Genomic DNA, 17,221 nt, shown 5'->3' on the forward strand with positions numbered 1-17,221 from the left:
AATGCTGCCCATGCGTGGCCGCCCCTTCCCCTTCCTGCGTCGCCTGCCGGCGCTGCTGACGTGCCTGCTGCTGATCGCCCTGCCCGCCTTCGCCGAGCAGCGCCCGGCCGTGGCCAACGGCATGCCCGGCTACCAGCACACGGCATGGCGTGTGGGCCAGGGGGCGCCCGGCGATATCTGGGACATCGCCCAGGACCACCAGGGCATGCTGTGGCTTGCGACCGGTTCGGGGCTGTACCGCTTCGACGGCCGTCGCTTCGAACGACAGTCGGCACCGGCCGGTTCCGCGTTCCCGTCCACCAACATGGTCAGCCTGGCCGTGGATGCCGACGACAGCCTGTGGATCGGATACTTCCAGGCCGGCATCAGCCAGCTCTCCGCGGCGCACCTGCGCAGCTTCGGCCGTGGCCAGGGCGTGCCAACGGGCGTGGTGCCGCACTTCAGCCGTGACCGCGATGGCCACCTGTGGGCGGCCATCAATGGTGGCCTGCGCTGGTTCGATGGCGTGCACTGGCGTGCATTGCCCGTCGGCAGCGGCGTTCCCGAGCGCCGCGTGCAGTGGCTGCTGCATGATCGCCACAGCACGTTCTGGGTGCTGGCCGACCTGAAGGTCTGGCGACGGCCAGCCGGTGCCAGCACGTTCGAGGACACCGGGATTGCCGTCTCGCAGATGGCCTCGCTGGCGGAAAGTCCGCGCGGCGAGATCTGGCTGGCCGACCGCAACCGGGGTACCTCGCCACTGGCAAACGCGCAGGGCCTGCTGCCTGCCGCCGAGCGCGAGGCGCGGCGCCTGCCCAAGCTGGTCGCAGCGCGCCTGCAGTTCACTGCCGATGGCGCGCTGTGGGCCACCATGAGCCCGCACGGCGGCGTGGCAAGGGTCACCTTCGAAGGTGACCAGGCCACGCACATGGAGCGTTTCGATACGCCGCAGGGCCTGACCGCGACGTCGGCGGTGCCGGTCCTCGTCGACCGCGAAGGCAATCTCTGGGTCGGCACCAACCTCGGCCTCAACCGCTTCCGCGCGCGCAGCGTGCAGGCCCTGGCGGCCGGCCCCACCGATCCCTACCGCTCGCTGGTACGTGCCAGCGACGGGCGCGTGTACGGCTATGGCGAGGATCTGAAACCCTACGACCTGCGCCGCTCACTGCTGGGCGAGCGCGCCGCGCAGCTGCAGCAGGCCGCGCGCCAGGCGCCGACACCGCTGTGGCAGTTCGACTGGATCAACCTGGTGCGCACCGTCAACGGCCACGCGACGCGCATTCCGTCGCCAGCCCCGTACACCGGTCAATCCCTGCAAGCGGTGCTGTTCCCCAACGATGAGGAGGCCTGGGCCTGTGTCGGCGAGCGCGGCGTCCTGCACTACCAGCATGCGCAGTGGTACCGCCAGGCGCGCCTGCCCGAGCAGGCATGTTCGACGATGGCGATGGGCAGCGATGGTGCGCTGCTGCTGGGCTATGCCGATGGCCGCCTGCGGCGCATGGATGCCAGCGGCGTGGCGACCTTCGATGCGCGCCAGGGCCTCGCCGTCGGGCCGGTGACCGCCCTGCTGCAGGACCAGGACATGCTGCTGGTGGCCGGCGAAGCCGGGCTGGCCGCGCGCATCGGCGAGGCCCCCTTCAGCGAAGTGCGCACGGATATGGCGGGCGTACTGGAAGGCATCACCGGCATGGTCGCCGATGCACACGGGCGGCTCTGGCTCAATGGCAGCCGCGGGCTTGTGCGACTGGACCGCACGGCCCTGCGCGATGCTGTACGTAGCCATCAACCGGTGGCACCGCGGCTGTTCGATGCCGTGGACGGCATGCCTGGCATCGCCCTGCAGAGTGGCCCGATCCCCACGGCCGTCCAGGCGGCCGACGGCCTGCTCTGGCTGGCCACCAACCAGGGGTTGGCATGGCTGGACACCAACGCCGCGCACCGCAACACCCTGGCACCCGGCGTCCGCATCGGCGATGTGCTGTACGGCGCCACCCAGGCACCGCTGCAGGAAGGACTACGCCTGCCAGCCGGCACCACCCAGCTGCAGATCGACTATGTGGCGCTGTCACTGGCCCGCCCGGAACGCAACCGCTACCGCTACCGGCTGACCGGCGTGGACGAGGGCTGGCAGGACGCCGGCAGCAGCACCCGTGCCTACTACACCAACCTGGCCCCCGGCAGTTACCGCTTCGATGTGGAGGCGGCCAACGAAGACGGTGTCTGGAGCACAGCCCCGGCCAGCCGCACCTTCAGCATCGCCGCCACGTTCGTGCAGACGGTCTGGTTCAAGCTGCTGTGCGCTGCGCTGGTGCTGGCGGCGCTGGTGGTGGCCGTGCGCATCCGCAGCGGCCAGTTGGCCGCGCTGTTCCGTGCCCGCCTGCAGGAACGCCACGGAGAACGCGAGCGCATCGCGCGCGACCTGCACGACACCCTGCTGCAGGGCAGCCAGGGACTGATCCTGCGCCTGCACGCCATCAGCCAATCAGCGCAGACGCCGGACAGCGTGCGCACCCAGCTGGAATCGGCAATGCAGCTGGCCGAGCGCAACCTCGCCGAGGGCCGCGAACGGGTCAACGCCCTGCGGGATGGTCCGTTCGCCGGCCGTGACCTGGCCACCGCGCTGGCCGACGTGCACGCCGAATACGCCGGCCAGGGCACCAACCCGCTGCGACTGACCGTGGAGGGCACACCGCCGCCGCTGCAACCCGACGCGGTGGAAGAGGTGTTCCTGATCGGCCGCGAAGCGATCCGCAACGCACTGCGCCATGCCGAGGCCAGCGCCATCGAAGTGGAGCTGTCCTACGGCAGCCGTTGTTTCCTGCTGCACGTGCGCGATGACGGCGTGGGCATCGCCGACGACGATGCCGGCCATGGCCACTGGGGCCTGCAGGGCATGCGCGAACGCGCGCAACGCCTGGGTGCCGAACTGCAGCTGTGGACCCGCCCGGGACTGGGCACCGAAGTGGCGCTGGCGGTCCCCGCACGGCGCCTGTATCACCGCCGGCCACCGCGTTGGCGCTGGCCCTGGAGTAGAAAACGCGATGACTGAATCCTCTTCCCCGATCGGCGTGCTGGTGGTCGATGACCACCCCCTGCTGCGCGACGGCCTGGCCGCCCTGCTCGGCGCGCAACCGGACCTGCGCCTGCTGGGCGAAGCCGCCGATGGCGAAGAAGCGATCGCGCGCTATCAGGAACTGCAGCCGGACGTGGTGCTGATGGACCTGCAGATGCCGCGCCTGGACGGCGTGGAAGCGATCGTGCGGATCCGTGCGCTGGATCCGCGCGCACGCATCATCGTGCTGACCACCTACCGCGGCGATGTGCGCGCGGTACGTGCGCTGCAGGCCGGTGCCAGCGCCTACCTGCTCAAGGACATGCTGCGCCACGAGCTGGTGGACACGATCCGCACGGTGGCTGGCGGCCGGCGCGCCGCGATTCCACCGTCCGTGGCAGCGAGCATTGCCGCGCACGTGGTGGAGGACCGGCTGTCGCCGCGCGAGACGGAGGTGCTGCGGCACGTGGCCGGCGGCCTGTCGAACAAGCGCATTGGCGAGCGGATGCAGATATCCGAGCAGACGGTGAAGGCGCACATGAAGAGCCTGATGGACAAGCTGGGCGTGGGTGATCGCACGCATGCGGTGACGCAGGCGCTGCGTCGCGGGATCATCAGCCTGGATGACACCGGCCACGATTGAAGCCGGGGTTTTCTGCAGGGCTTGCAGCCCTGCACCTGCTTCAAGCCGAAGCCGAAGCCGAAGCAAGTTCAAAAACAGCTCTGGATTTCTGCTGGTTGGGCGGGGCGGTGTGGATGGTCAGGACACGCCGTAAACCCATCCATGGGGGCTCGATGGCGCCATCCATGGCGCCAACGGTCCTGCCCACCCACACCGCCCCACCCCCGACAATTTCACGCGGCTGTTGGTAGGTGCCGACCGTTGGTCGGCACATCTGTCAGATATCGAATGAACGCATCCACGCATGGCGTGGCTCTACCGTGTCGACTCCGGCAGGCTGTTGGTAGGTGTCGACCGTTGGTCGACACATCTGTCAGACATCGATATCCGCCCCGTGCCGACCAACGGTCGGCACCCACCAACAGCAGCAGCATGTTCTGACAGATCGCGGAGAACTGTCGAAGGCGGGGTGGGTCCGGTTGAGGGGGCGTGAGCGCCATGGATGGCGCGACCAAGCTTACATGGACGTACTTGCAGCGTCCCCCTCAACTGGACCCACCCCGCCATCCCACGGAAAGCCAGCCTTTGACGTTGCTGTGGCTTTAGGCAGGTGCAGGGCTGCAAGCCCTGCAAAACAAACAAACCTACCTCAACCGCACCAGCAGGCTGCTGCCCGCCACACCGCCCCCACCCCCTGCAGATTCCGTTTGCTGTTGGTAGGTGTCGACCGTTGGTCGACACATCTGTCAGACATCGATATCCGCCCCCGTGCCGACCAACGGTCGGCACCCACCAACAGCAGCAGCATGTTCTGACAGATCGCGGAGAACTGTCGAAGGCGGGGTGGGTCCGGTTGAGGGGGCGTGAGCGCCATGGATGGCGCGACCGAGCTTACATGGACGTACTTGCAGCGTCCCCCTCAACTGGACCCACCTCGCCAACCCACGGGAACCCAGCTTCTGCCCTTGCTCTGGCTTCAGCAGGTGCAGGGCTGCAAGCCCTGCAAAACAAACAAACCTACCTCAACCGCACCAGCAGGCTGCTGCCCGCACACACCACCGCCAGCCACGCCACGCCGTGCCAACCCCACTGCGCCAGCGCAAGGCTGCCCAGCGCGCCGCCCGCGGCCATGCCGATGAACATGCCCGTGAACAACAGCGCGTTGAGGCGGCTGCGCGCCGGCGGTACCAGGCCGTAGACCAACGTCTGGTGCGCCACCAGCGCCGACTGGAAACCGAAGTCAAACAGCAACGCGCTCACCACCAGCAGCGGCAGCAGCGCCGCAGCCGGCAGCCAGCTGTCGGCCAGCAGCAGGCCAAACCCCACCAGCGCCACGGTAATCGCCAGGCGCGCCACCGCATGGCTGCCCAGCCGGTCGGCGTAACGGCCGGCGAACGGGGCCGCCAACGCACCCGCCGCACCGGCAATACCGAACGCACCGGCCGCAGCGCTGCCCAGACCCAGCGTGGCGTGCAGCATCAGCGCCAGGGTCGACCAGAACGCACTGAAACCCACTGCCAGCAGCGACTGGCTGGCCACCGCGCGCCGCAACTGCGGCTGCTCGCGCCACAACTGCAGCAGCGACCCCAACAGCGCGGGATAGCGCAGCGTGCTGGTCGGTGCAAAGCGCGGCAGCGCCTTGGCCATCACCGCGCCCATCGCTGCCACTGACACCGCAGCCAGCACGAACTGCGTGCGCCAGCCCCAGGCTTCGGCCACCACGCCACTGACCACGCGCGACAACAGGATGCCCAGCAGCAGCCCGGTCATCACCCGGCCGACGATCTGCCCACGATGCGCGTCCGGGGCCAGCACCGCAGCCGCCGGCACGATGTCCTGGGCCAGCGTGGCCATCAGGCCCACCAGCAGGCTGGCCACCAGCAGCCCCGGCAGTTGCCCGGCCCACGCGGCAGCGGCCAGCGCCACGGACAGCAGCACCGACTTCAGCAGGATCAGGTGGCGACGATCAAAGCGGTCACCCAGCGGGGCCAACAGCAGGATGCCCAGCGCATAGCCAAGCTGGGTCAGGGTCGGCACCAGGCCGACGCCGCGCTCGCTGGCACCCAGGTCCTGGGCGATCAGGCCCAGCATCGGCTGGCTGTAGTACAGCGATGCAACCGAGAAACCGGCGCCGGCGGCCATCGCCAGTACCAACGGGGCCGAAGGAGCGGCCGTCGGCATGACGGTCACGGAAACAGAGGAGGTGGACATTCGGGAACTCCGGGGGAGGAATGGTGCATAGCCTGCCGATATTCGCCGCACGTCTGTAGTAGGCTCATCCACATATCCTTCATACGCCACACGCATGAACGACCTGCCCGCCGGCGCCGACCGCCTGGACCTGCTGAGAACCTTCCTGCGCATTGTCGATGCCGGCAGCCTCTCGGCCGCTGCCACCCAGCTGGGCACCACCCAGCCCACGGTGAGCCGGCGCCTGCAGGCACTGGAACGGCAACTGGGCCTGCGCCTGCTGCAGCGCTCCACCCACGGCCTGCAGCTGACCGAGGACGGCCAGCGTTGCCAGCGCCACGCGCAGCGGGTCATCGACGAATGGGAAGCGCTGCAGGCCGAGCTGCATGGCGAAGCGCAGGTCCTGCGTGGGCGCCTGCGGGTGATGGTGCCGCACGCGTTCGGCCAGGCACAGCTGCTGCCGACCATGCTGGACTTCCTCGCCCGGCATCCTCAGCTGAGCCTGGAATGGATACTCGAAGACCATCGCCCGGACTTCGTCGCCGACGGCATCGACTGCGCCGTGCGCGTCGGCCCGGTGGACGAGCCGCGCATGGTGGCCCTGCCACTGGCCGAGGTGCCGCGCATCGTGGTGGCCGCGCCCACCCTGGCCGATCCCTCGCACATCCGCACCCCCGAACAGGCGCAGGCCCTGCCATGGATCGCACTGGCGACCTACTACCGCGAACGCCTGCTGCTGCACGACGCGCAGGGGCGCGCGCACACGCTGTCGATCGCGCCTCGCCTGCTCACTGACAACCTGTTCGTGGTGCAGCGTGCCGCCGTGGCCGGCCTGGGCGCGGCGGTGGTTTCGGCATGGCTGGTGGCTGAGGATCTGGCCGAAGGCCGCCTGGTGCAGCTGCTGCCGCAGTGGCAGGCTCCGCCGCTGCCGGTGCATCTGGTCTTTCCGGCCGCGCGCCAGCAGCCCCTGCGGCTGCGCGCCTTCATCGATGCGATGAAGGAAGCGCTGCCGCAGCTGCACGGCATGCGGCCGGCAGCGCGGTGAACCCCGGAAGGGTCATTCCTGCTTAGCAGCCTCGGCATTCCACGCAGCCACCTTGGCCTTGGTGTCGGCCAGCATCTTGTCCAGCGCCGCACGGTCATACACGGTGCCGCGCAGGATCACGCTGTCGATCTTCTCCGTCGCGGCGATGTCCTGCAGCGGGTTGGCGGTCAGCAGCACCAGATCGGCCGCCTTGCCGGTGGCCACGCCACCATAGCGATCCATCTGCCCGAACCAGGCCGGGCCGGAACGGGTGGCGGCCGAGAGTGCCTGCGGCGCGCTCAGGCCTTCCTTCACGAACAGCTGCAGTTCCTGGTGCAGGGCAATGCCCGGGAAATTGTACGAGTTGAGGAAGCCGGCATCGGTACCGGCAATGATCGTCACGCCCGCTTCCTGCAGCAGCGGCAGCACCGATGCCACCTGGTGGTACTGCGCATGGCGCGCCTCGATCTGCGCCGGGCTGGCCTTGGCCGCGCGGTCCACGCGCCACTGGTAGGTCGCGCGCAGGCCCGGGCCGATGTAGGCCAGGTACGGATCGTTGGCGTGGTCATCCTGGTCGAGGAAATCGAGGATGCGGCCACCATTGAGGGTCGGGGTGACGAACACGCCGCGCTTGGCGAAGTCGCGGTAGGCGTGCATCGCCGTATCGTGGTCGAAGCTGGCATCCAGGCGGCGGTTGGCCTCGGCGCGATCGATGCGGCCCGCACCGAAATCAGCGGCGATCTGCGCTTCATCCTTGCTGCCGGCCTTGAACGCGTAATCGAGATGTTCGATCGAAGCGAGGCCGGCGTCGACGGCCTGTTCGACGGTCAGCGCCATCGGGATGTGGCCCGAGGCCTTGAAGCCGGCCTTGCGCGCGGCGCTGGCCGAGTACAGGAACAGCCCCGGCTTCAGCGTGCTGTCGGTGATCTTCACGAAATCGACCTTGTCGTGCTGCAGGCGGGCGATCGCCTTGTCGGCGTCCGCCTCGGTGCCCACCTCGATCGTGCCCTTCCAGACCGGCTTGATGCCTTCGATCTTCGCGCCCGAGCTGAGCAGCCGCGGCCCGAACAGCGTGCCGTTGGCGATCTCGCCACGCCACTGCAGTACCTGCTCGGGCAGGTCGCCGGAGCAGTCACGCACGGTGGTGATGCCATGGGCGATGTACAGCGGCAGCAGCGCCTTGTTCTCTTCGATCAACGCCGGGCCGCCGCCGAAGTGCACGTGCATGTCCCACAGGCCGGGGATGAGGTACTTGCCCTTGGCGTCGACCTGGCGGCTGGCGGTCCACTGGCTGCGCAGCTGCGCATCAGGGCCCACCGCGACGATGTCATCGCCACGGATCACCACGCTCTGCCCCGGCACGCTGCGTGCGTGCTCGACATCAACCACGGTGGCGTTGCGGATCAGCAGGTCGGCGCGCTCGGCGGCGGACACCGACAGCGGCGCGACGGCAAGAAGGATCGCGAGGGACAACGTACGGGAACGGAACATGGACAGCATCCTGGTGGGCGCGCGTGGCGCGCGGGGTGGAAGGGGTGCGGGGTTCAGCGGCTGGCGCCGGCGCGGCGCAGCAGGGTTTCCATCTGCGTGTAGCCACGCTGGCGTGCATGCGCCAGCGGCGTCACGCCATCGCCATCGGCCAGTTCGGGATTCGCGCCGGCGTCGAGCAGCAACTGCACGATCTGCACATGGCGCGGACCACCGTCGCCCAGCAGGATCGCTTCCAGCAGCGCGGTCCAGTGCAGGCGGTTGACATGGTCCACCGCCACGCCTGCACGCAGCAGCGTGCGGACCGTAGCGACATGGCCGCGCTCGGCGGCGGGAATCAAGGCAGTGCCGCCGTACCGGTTGGTGCTGCGCAGATCCGCACCGTGGGCGAGGGTCAGCGCGAGGATTTCATCCAGGCCGCGCGCGCCGGCATACAGATAGGCACTGTCCTGCATCGCATCCTTGGCGTTGACGTCGGCACCGGCTTCGATCAGTTCGCGCGCCGCATCGACGTTGTTGCCGTGGGTCGCCAGCAGCAGTGCGGTGCAGCCCTGGCCATCGCGCGATTCCAGGTCGGCACCGTCTTCCAGAGCCGCACGCACGGCATCGGCATCACCGCGCGTGGCGGCATCACGCAGTCGCACATCGGCCGGACCGGCGGTCGCAGAACAGGCCGGCACCACCACCGCCAGCAGGCACAGCAGCAACAGGCGGCCCAGCGGACGGGGCCAGCGACGGCAACGATGGATTCGCATCTGCGGTTCTCCGGTGCAACGGGGCGCCATGCTTGCCGCCCCTTGCCCTGCATGGTAGAAGTCGCCACGTGCATCCAGAAGTGAAATGTTCAAATGCAAGACAGTGCCAAATCGAATAGAACGCTGTTCGAACTGGACCTGCTGCGTGCGCTGGTGATGGTGGCCGACTGCGGCAGCTTCACCACCGCCGCCACCCGCCTGCATTCCACCCAGTCCACGGTCAGCCAGAAGGTCCGGCGGCTGGAGGAGCTGGCCGGGCACCGCCTGCTCGAGCGCGGCCACCGCGACGTGCACCCCACCGATGCGGGGCACACCCTGCTGGGCTACGCACGGCGCATGCTCGACCTGAACGAGGAAATGGCCCAAGCCCTGGCTGGCGCCACGGTGGAAACCGCGGTGCGCATCGGCGTGCCGGAGGATTTCGTCAACGCGCAGACCACGCGCATGCTGGCCGCCTTCAGCCGCCGCCACCCGCAGGTAAAGCTGGAGATCAGCAGCGGCCTGAGCCGCGATCTGGCGCATGGCTTCGACCACGGCGAGTTGGACCTGGTGCTGGTCAAGCAGCGCCGCAACACCCGCCAGGCGGTGCATTGCCGGCGCGAGCCGATGCACTGGATCGACAGCCTGCGCAGCAGCAGCCTGCTGCAGGATCCATTGCCCCTGGTGACCTTCCCGCCACGCGGCCTGTACCGCGACGAGATGATCCAGGCGGTGGAGGCCCTGGGCCTGCGCTGGCGCATCGCGTTCACCAGTTCCTCGCTGAGTGGCATCCAGGGCGCAGTGGCCGATGGCATCGGCATCAGCCTGCTGCCGCGGCGCGCGGTGGGCCGCGAGCACCGGGTCATCGATGGCGAGCGTGGCCTGCCGGTGGTGGACAACTACGAGATCGGGCTGCTGCATCGCCCGGATGCGGACGATGCAGTGCGCGCGCTCGCGGCCGAACTCTGGCGCCAGGTCCAGCGCGAGGCGGAGTAGTTTTCGGCAGGGCTGCGCCCTGCACCTGCCGAAGCCGAAGCCGAAGCCGAAGCAACAGCAACAGCGGGCTATCCGTGGGATGGCGGGGTGGGTCCGGTTGAGGGGGTCGCTGCAAGTACGTCCATGTAAGCTCGGTCGCCGCATCCATGCGGCTCACGCCCCCTCAACCGGACCCACCCCGCCTTCGACAGTTTCTCGCGAGCTGTCGAAACGGCGTTCTGCTTTGGTGGGTGCCGACCGTTGGTCGGCACGGGGTCGGATATCGATGTCTGACAGATGTGTCGACCAACGGTCGACACCTACCAACAGCCTGTCGGAGTCGTCCCAGTAGAGCCACGCCATGCGTGGATGAATTCATTCGATATCTGACAGATGTGTCGACCAACAGTCGACACCTACCAACAGCCGCGTGAACCTGTCAGAGGTGGGGCGGTGTGGGTGGGCAGGACCGTTGGCGCCATGGATGGCGCCATCGAGCCCCCATGGACGGGTTTACGGCGTGTCCTGACCACCCACACCGCCCCGCCAACCCACGGATAGCCCGCTTTTGACGTTGACGTTGCCCCTGCAGGTGCAGGGCTGCAAGCCCTGCCGACTACACCCACCGCCCGCCAACAACGACGCGCCGCTCGGCCGGCACGCCTGCCACCGCTGCGGGACCGTGATCCGCCCGCACTGCCACGAACGTGGCCGGCATCCCCTCGCCCATCCCATGCTCCGGCAGCCCGATCACCGCCGCCGCATGGGTCGTCACCATCTCCAGCGCCAACATCAGATCCGCATCCGTGTAGAACCCCGAGCGGTAGCCCAGCAACATCGCACGCTGCAGCAGGTCGCCATTGCCATACGGCCACCAGCAGTCACGGATGTTGTCGTTGCCCGCGAACACCCGCACTCCCGCATCGTGCAGCGCCCGCAGCGGCGGGAACGGGTGGTCGCCCGGCGCGTTGCTCATGATCGCCACGCCGGCAGCGGCCAATGCCTCGCCCACCTGCAGCGCGCGCGCCAGCGGCACCTCGCCCAGGGCATACGCGTGGCTGACCGCCACCCTGCCCTGCAGCCCGGCCGCCCGCGTCCGCGCGGCAATGCGCAGCAGCTGGGCCAGGCCGGTTTCACCCGGCTCATGCAGGTGGATGTCCAGGCGCACGCCATAACGTTCGGCCAGGCCGAACAGCAGGGCCAGCTGCCCTTCGGCATCCCCATCCAGCGTGGTCGGGTCGATGCCGCCCAGCACCTCCACGCCCTCGGCCAGGGCCTGTTCCAGCACCGCGGCCGTGCCCGCGCAGGACATCACGCCCGCCTGCGGAAACGCCACCAGCTGGATCTGCATGATGTCCGCACAGCGTTGCGCGGCCTCGCGTACGGCCTGCAGGTGGCGCAGGCCGGTGCTGGCGTCGATATCCACGTGGCAGCGCATGGCCACGGTGCCGAAGCCACTGCACTGGCGGATCAGCGCTTCGGCGCGGTCCACCATCGGTGCGGCCCCGGCCACGGCGGCCTTCTCCACCGCCAGACGCTCGCGCAGGCTGGCCACCGGTTGATGCGGATGCCAGCGATCACCGACGAAGCTCTTGTCCAGGTGGATATGGCCATCGACCAGCCCGGGCAGCAAGGTGAAACCCTTCAGGTCGATGATCCTGGCACCTTCGGCCGGGGCCGCCGCGCGGTTGAGCCCCTCGAAACGGCCGTCGCGGATGTGGAAATGCACCGGCGCACCATCGCGATCGACGCCGCCCTGGACGAACTGCAGGGTCATGGGGGGAACTCCCGTAAAGCCATCAAGGGGCCCATCGTGCGCCGCCCCCCCCGGCATCGGCCAACGAAATATCTGCATGTCTCGTATTCGCCAGCGCAATGAATGGCCACCGGTGTCGACGTGATCGGCACGCCCGGTGCACGCCTGAACGGGTACCATAGACACCTGTTTCCGCTGTGATGCCGCATGGGCCCGTCCGACCGCCACGATCGTCTCCGCCGCTGGCAGGCCGCGTCCCTGCTGGCCGCTGCGCCGATCGCCAGCCTGTCCGCCGCCGATGCCGGTGCCACCGCGCCCCTGCAGGCACCGCCCGGACAGCAGCGCGTCGCGCCATCCGCCCTGGTCGAGCTGCTGCACCAGCGCGTGCTGGCCGGCCCCAGCGCAACCGGAACCCTCGAAAGCTGGTGCGCCGAGCACGGCCTGGCTGAACAGGCCCGCGTGCGCGCCGTCCGCGTACATGGCCAGGACAAGGCGGCACCGGCCGATGTACTGAAGGCGCTCGGCGCAGGCGCCGGTACTCCGCTGCGCTATCGGCGGGTGCAGCTGGTCTGCGGCAACCGCGTGCTCTCCGAAGCCGACAACTGGTACCTGCCGGACCGCCTCAGCACCGCCATGAACCAGGTGCTGGACAGCAGCGACGAACCCTTCGGCCGCGTGGTGGGTCCGCTCGGTTTCCAGCGCCAGACCCTGGCCGACCAGACCTTCTGGCCGCCGCGCGGCGAAGGCGACCACGGCGTGATCCTGGAAGTACGCGCCCTGCTGCGCGACCGCCAGCAGCAGCCCTTCAGCTACGTCATCGAGTCGTACAGCGTGCAGGCACTGCCGTAACGGCCTGGCCGGCCTGGTCAGTCAGTCAGGCTTGACGCTATTGGCTGATGCCGTTGGCCGCCGGATCGATGGAAAACACGAAGCGCCCCACGGATTGCTCCTTGCCCAGCACGTACTCGGCCGTGATCAACGCGTAGTGCGGCGCGTCGCCGTCCTTGCCGAAAGCGCGAACCCAGTCCCGGAATCCAGTGTCGCTGCGGCTGCGGATCTCGCCCATGCACAGGCTGTAGCCACATGACAGCGAAGCAAGGGCCACATCGCCGCCCAGTGCCCGGGTGGCCGCCGCCCGGTACAGCGTGCTCAGATCCTGCGCATCCTGATGGCGTGCGGCATCCTGCTCGAACTGCTGCAGCGCCGTTTCGAACCCGGCACGGGAACGCAAGACGGTTTCGGCCTCCGCCATCGACAGCGCATTCCCGCTCAGCAACCGGGACTCACCAGCCAGGTAATCCTGATTGGACGCCGCCACGCGCTGTACAGGGGGCGCAGGGGCCGGAGGCGGCACAGGCGCAACCACCGGCGCCGGCGCCGCGGCAGGTGTGCGTGCAGCGTCGTCGGGCAACACGACGTCACCCGCTGCCTGCTCCGTGGCCGTCGCTCGCTCGCCTGGTCCGGACGCAGCGGCGCGGTTCGTCGTTCCAGCATCGTCCCTGTTGCAGCCTGGCAACATCGCCAGCAACAGCCCGGCCATCCATAGCCCTCGTAGTCCCATCCCTGCGCTCCCTGCGTCGAAGTCCCACGTCATGCCAGTTCGCACGCCTTCCACCATCTGCACCGCATCAAGGGAAGGCCGTCGCCATCGGACCTTTCGCTTTCATCGCGATGCCCGCGGATCGGCCTGCGCCTGAACCAACGCAGGCCTCCCGCGCGCAGGGCAGCTCACTTTGCAACAATTTTCATGGGCATCGGCGCGCAAAGGCGTAATCGTGCCCACATGTGCATCGAACCGAACTCCGCTTCCCACCTTGCCCTGCACCCGGTACTGCGCCGCCACCTGCTGCACCTGGGCCACGGCTCCATCAACCTGCGCTCGCTGCAGCGCACCGATCTGGCCGGCTGGCGCACGCTGTGCGGACAGCGGCGCAGTGGCTGCCACCTGGCCTGCCGCACCGATGCCGAGGTGCAGCTGTTCATCGGCATCCAGCGCTCGCGGCTGCAGGAAGACAATGATCGCCTGCTGCTGGGCGTGTTCGACCAGGCCAGCCACGCCCTGGTCGACCAGATCACGGTGCGGCTGCAGTCGGCACGCGGTCGCAGTGCCGAGCTGCAACGCTTCTGCCAGGCCGACTGGGGCGATGCGCAACGCTTTGCACACACGCTGCATGCACTGTGCCCCTTCCTGTTTGAACAGGTCGGGCTGCACCGCGTCTACGTGATGCTGCCGCCCGACGACAGCGCCGGGCTTTCGGACGTGCTGCGCGCGGCCGGCTTCCAGAAGGAGGGCCTGCTGCGCGACCATCATCTGGGCGCGGACGGCTGGGAGGATCGCAGCCTGCATGCACTGACCGCGTCGACCTGGCGCCCCCAGCAGGCCGCGGTGGGTTAGCGCACGCGCTCCAGCGCAGAGCCGGCACCCGTCAGCACGCTGCAGGCATGGTCCTGCAGTTCCTCGGCACTGGCGTCGTTGCCGGTGGCGGGGTCGAGCCGGGTGGCCAGCAGCACGAAACCGGGCGCACCGCGCACATCGCGGTGGCCCGCCACCAGCAGGCTCCAGTTGCCGACGTCAGCCGGGCCGCTCAGGTCGAAGGCCAGCAGGTTCAGCGGGTTGGCGGTCAGCTCCGCACCGGCCAGCAGGCGCGCCTGGTACTGGTGGCCACGCAGCAGCACCGGCAACGGTGCCCAGCGCATCCCCAGCGCCGCCTGCTGCGCGTCCAGCGCCTGCACCACATCGGCACGCAGGCAGTCCACGTGGATGTGCAGCTGGTGCTGCGAGCGGCCATGCGGCGAGTTCAACGCCAGGCTGGCCACCTCGCGCGGCAGCGGCTGGGCCAAGGCCTGCTGGGTGTGGGAACGGGCCCGCCACGCCGCGGCAAAATAGTTGGGTACGCCCTTGCGGTAGAGCCCCGGGCTCTCGATGCCACTGACCTTGTCCAGCGGCATCAGCAGGAACTGGAAATCGCCATGGGAGTCCTTCACCAGCACATCGCGCCGGTCAGCCGCTTCTTCCATCTGCAGGCAGCTGCCCTGCGGTCCCTGCGCGCTTCGGCAGTCGCGTTCGATCAGGCGCCACAACGCATCGGAATGGGCCGGAGGTGCCGGGGTGCTGGAACAACCGGCCAGCACGGACAGGGACAGGAACAACGGAAGCAGACGGGGCACGACACTCACATTCAACGGTTGGGCCAGCGGGCCATTGTAACGCGGCCCTCAGCCCGGCACGGCCGCCTCCACCTCGGCTTCTTCAACCTTGCCCGGCGTGTACTTGGTCGCACCGAAGTACAGCACGCGCCACTGGCTGAGGTTGCCGATGAACCAGTGCGCCACCGAATCGTGGCCGTAGCCATCAAAGAAGGTTTCCACCTCCGGCGGCAGCAGGGTCGTGTCATCCCACGACTCCAGGGTCACCCGCTCGGCCATGGTCAACGACGCGCCCCGCTCGCGGCGACGCCGCAGGCCGACGATCTTGCCGACCATCGTGTCGTTTTCTTTCTCCAGCCCACGCCGCTGCTTGCGCACGGCCGACAGCTCGTCGTCACGCACCTTGAGTTCGTCGGACACGCGATTCCACTCGGCGGTCTTGTCTGCATTGCCCTGGTCGGCCAGGTGCAGGTTGTCGTTGTCCCAGGGCGCGGGCAGCTGCGACTGCCGCCGGCGCAGGGTCCGTACCTGTTCACGCAGCGCCTCCTCGCGCGCCGCCAGGCGCTGCATTGATGGCAACTGATCGCCCCGCGCCACGCGCACCCGCATCCAGCGGTACAGCAGCTGCATGTGCGCGGCCTGTACATCCTCCATGCGCCCGCGCTTGACCCGAACCGCCTGCAGATAGGCGTTGAACACGGCCTGCAGCTCCGGATCCTGCTTGTCGAACTCGGCCTTTACGTGATCTTCCAGAAGGCTGATCGGGTTGAGCAGCACGCCACCGGCCTGCGCCATGTCGTACATCTCGTTGAGGGCAAAGCGCGCGATGCTGTTCTGCCGCCCCTGGTGTTGGGGGTCATAGCCACCACCCACATCCGAGTGCACGCCTGGGAACCAGATTTCCACCGTGTTGGCCGGGTAGACCGCGTGCTCCCGCGTTGAATCCAGCGGGAACTGGCCACGCAGCTCATGGGCGGCGGTCATGTGCACCGACTGTTCCACGATTTCCGGAACCACCATGCCTTCGGCCCAGCCGGTATGCCCATTGCGGTAATTGATCCCTGCCGCAGCCAGGTTCGGCCACACCGAGCACACCGTATCGAACACGCCCATGAAACCGATCCGCAGCGGGATGCGTTCGCGGTACAACCAGGTGCCATCGGCCTGGCACTTGCAGCGCGCCGCCAGATCCCGCGCGAACGCCCGCGCCGACGCAGCGCCCCGCGAGAAGCCCAGCACCGACACGCTGACCACCAGGATGCGCATCGGCTCGGGTTGGGTATCGATCAGCTCGTCCAGCGCCTGCAGCGCGAAGTCGATGCGCTCGCGCCCGCCCTTGCCGATCGACAGCCCGAGCAGGCCGCCGCTGTCGCCGACTTCCGGGCAGGGCGTGCCGACGCCCGCCAGATACTGGCGCTTGCTGTTGCGACGATCGTTTACATGCGCGTCGTAGAGCCGGGCGATGTTGGAAAGCGCCCGCTCCCCCGCATCCTTGCCCAGCTCCTCTTCGCGATTGTTACCCGTGCCGTCGAAGAACACGCTCAGGTGCAGGCTCTGCGTGCAGCCGGTGGTCGCCGCTTCCTTGTCGGGCACCGTGCCGCACATCGCTTCCTGGCGACGGCGACGCTCGGCATCACTCAACGGACGCGTTCCGCGCGCCAGCCGCGCCGTGCGCGCCGTGCCCTCGGCCTGCGCGACCGGATCGGGGGTACCGGGTTCGAGATCCACCTGCCCCGGAATCGCGGTCGGATCAGTACTGGTCATGGTCCTTGTGCTCCTTCGGCACCGGCATACGTCGCACATCCCATTTGTTCACGCCCTTGTCCAGCAGCTCCGCCTCGACATGGCCGTCGGCGTAGAAATGCAGCAGCAACGTCGCCGGGTTGGGCGGATACGGCGTCTTCAGCGGCACCAACGCCTCGCGCGGCACGCGATGCCCTTCACTCAGGTAGCGGTTGGTGGCCAGGTCGTAGCGGTTGGCCTCGATCCAACGGACCTGCACGCTGTCCGGCCCCTTGCCGCGGGGCGCGCGCGGCCCCATCCCGGAGCCGCCATTGGTGTAGCCGTCCAAGCCACCCAGAAACTGCCCATCGACCCGCACATCGGCCAGGTAATACGGGCTGTAGTTGAACGCGAACAACGACATGATCGGCGTCTTGCCGCGCGCCATCGCCCGGCTGCAGCCGACGCCCACCACCAGCAGCGCGATCACCGCCAGCGCGCTCCACCACAGGTACTTGTTGCTCATCATCGC

14 protein-coding genes are annotated in these 17,221 nt (G+C 68.5%); 6 read left to right on the forward strand and 8 right to left on the reverse strand.

What is annotated here, in order from left to right; all coding sequences use genetic code 11:
- Window position 1: 1 nt before the first annotated feature.
- The gene (locus tag C1927_RS02295) at window positions 2-3,028 is read left to right on the forward strand and encodes a sensor histidine kinase (protein ID WP_108745829.1); all 3,027 of its coding nucleotides are present in this window, start codon (window positions 2-4) and stop codon (window positions 3,026-3,028) included.
- Window positions 3,021-3,674, forward strand: a complete 654-nt coding sequence (locus C1927_RS02300) for a response regulator transcription factor (protein ID WP_079222177.1) — start codon at window positions 3,021-3,023, stop codon at window positions 3,672-3,674. The genes C1927_RS02295 and C1927_RS02300 overlap by 8 nt, the downstream gene beginning before the upstream one ends.
- A gap of 996 nt (window positions 3,675-4,670) precedes the next feature.
- On the opposite strand, the gene C1927_RS02310 is transcribed toward C1927_RS02300, so the two are convergent.
- A complete protein-coding gene (locus C1927_RS02310; RefSeq protein ID WP_108745830.1) occupies window positions 4,671-5,864 on the reverse strand; it encodes an MFS transporter in 1,194 nt (397 codons plus the stop codon).
- 94 nt (window positions 5,865-5,958) lie between these two features.
- On the opposite strand from C1927_RS02310, the gene C1927_RS02315 reads away from it, so the two are divergent.
- Window positions 5,959-6,888, forward strand: coding sequence for a LysR family transcriptional regulator (locus C1927_RS02315; RefSeq protein ID WP_079222179.1), 930 nt, complete (start codon window positions 5,959-5,961; stop codon window positions 6,886-6,888).
- A gap of 12 nt (window positions 6,889-6,900) precedes the next feature.
- Here the strand turns inward: C1927_RS02315 and C1927_RS02320 are convergent, their stop codons facing one another.
- Together C1927_RS02320 and C1927_RS02325 are read right to left on the reverse strand one after the other, a co-directional pair.
- Window positions 6,901-8,358 carry an amidohydrolase family protein gene (locus C1927_RS02320; RefSeq protein ID WP_108745831.1) on the reverse strand — a complete coding sequence of 486 codons (1,458 nt, stop codon included), beginning with the start codon at window positions 8,356-8,358 and terminating at the stop codon, window positions 6,901-6,903.
- A 53-nt stretch (window positions 8,359-8,411) separates the two neighbouring features.
- Window positions 8,412-9,110, reverse strand: coding sequence for an ankyrin repeat domain-containing protein (locus C1927_RS02325; RefSeq protein WP_108745832.1), 699 nt, complete (start codon window positions 9,108-9,110; stop codon window positions 8,412-8,414).
- 93 nt (window positions 9,111-9,203) lie between these two features.
- On the opposite strand from C1927_RS02325, the gene C1927_RS02330 reads away from it, so the two are divergent.
- Window positions 9,204-10,085 (forward strand): LysR substrate-binding domain-containing protein, encoded by an 882-nt coding sequence (locus tag C1927_RS02330; protein ID WP_079222182.1) that lies wholly within the window; start codon window positions 9,204-9,206, stop codon window positions 10,083-10,085.
- Window positions 10,086-10,680: 595 nt separating this feature from the next.
- On the opposite strand, the gene C1927_RS02335 is transcribed toward C1927_RS02330, so the two are convergent.
- The gene (locus tag C1927_RS02335) at window positions 10,681-11,841 is read right to left on the reverse strand and encodes an amidohydrolase family protein (RefSeq protein ID WP_108745833.1); all 1,161 of its coding nucleotides are present in this window, start codon (window positions 11,839-11,841) and stop codon (window positions 10,681-10,683) included.
- Window positions 11,842-12,027: 186 nt separating this feature from the next.
- Here C1927_RS02335 and C1927_RS02340 point away from each other — a divergent pair, with 186 nt between their 5' ends.
- Entirely contained in the window at window positions 12,028-12,669 is a 642-nt protein-coding gene (locus tag C1927_RS02340; RefSeq protein ID WP_079222184.1) for a hypothetical protein, read from the forward strand.
- 37 nt (window positions 12,670-12,706) lie between these two features.
- Here C1927_RS02340 and C1927_RS21290 read toward each other — a convergent pair whose 3' ends face one another.
- Window positions 12,707-13,360, reverse strand: coding sequence for a hypothetical protein (locus tag C1927_RS21290; protein ID WP_159095276.1), 654 nt, complete (start codon window positions 13,358-13,360; stop codon window positions 12,707-12,709).
- 243 nt (window positions 13,361-13,603) lie between these two features.
- Between C1927_RS21290 and C1927_RS02350 the strand changes: the two genes are divergently transcribed.
- A complete protein-coding gene (locus C1927_RS02350; protein WP_108745834.1) occupies window positions 13,604-14,215 on the forward strand; it encodes a GNAT family protein in 612 nt (203 codons plus the stop codon).
- Here C1927_RS02350 and C1927_RS02355 read toward each other — a convergent pair.
- From C1927_RS02355 to C1927_RS02365, 3 genes are read right to left on the reverse strand one after another with little or no spacing between them, the layout of a single operon-like run.
- The gene (locus C1927_RS02355; RefSeq protein WP_108745835.1) at window positions 14,212-14,997 is read right to left on the reverse strand and encodes a CDP-diacylglycerol diphosphatase; all 786 of its coding nucleotides are present in this window, start codon (window positions 14,995-14,997) and stop codon (window positions 14,212-14,214) included. The genes C1927_RS02350 and C1927_RS02355 overlap by 4 nt on opposite strands.
- Window positions 14,998-15,036: 39 nt before the next feature.
- Window positions 15,037-16,731: a DUF2235 domain-containing protein gene (locus C1927_RS02360; protein ID WP_159095277.1), complete on the reverse strand. Its 1,695-nt coding sequence runs from the start codon at window positions 16,729-16,731 to the stop codon at window positions 15,037-15,039.
- Window positions 16,718-17,215, reverse strand: a complete 498-nt coding sequence (locus tag C1927_RS02365; protein WP_159095278.1) for a hypothetical protein — start codon at window positions 17,213-17,215, stop codon at window positions 16,718-16,720. Before C1927_RS02365 ends, C1927_RS02360 begins: the two co-directional genes overlap by 14 nt.
- Window positions 17,216-17,221 lie beyond the last annotated feature (6 nt).

Source organism: Stenotrophomonas sp. ZAC14D1_NAIMI4_1 (assembly GCF_003086775.1).
Classification (GTDB): Bacteria; Pseudomonadota; Gammaproteobacteria; order Xanthomonadales; family Xanthomonadaceae; genus Stenotrophomonas.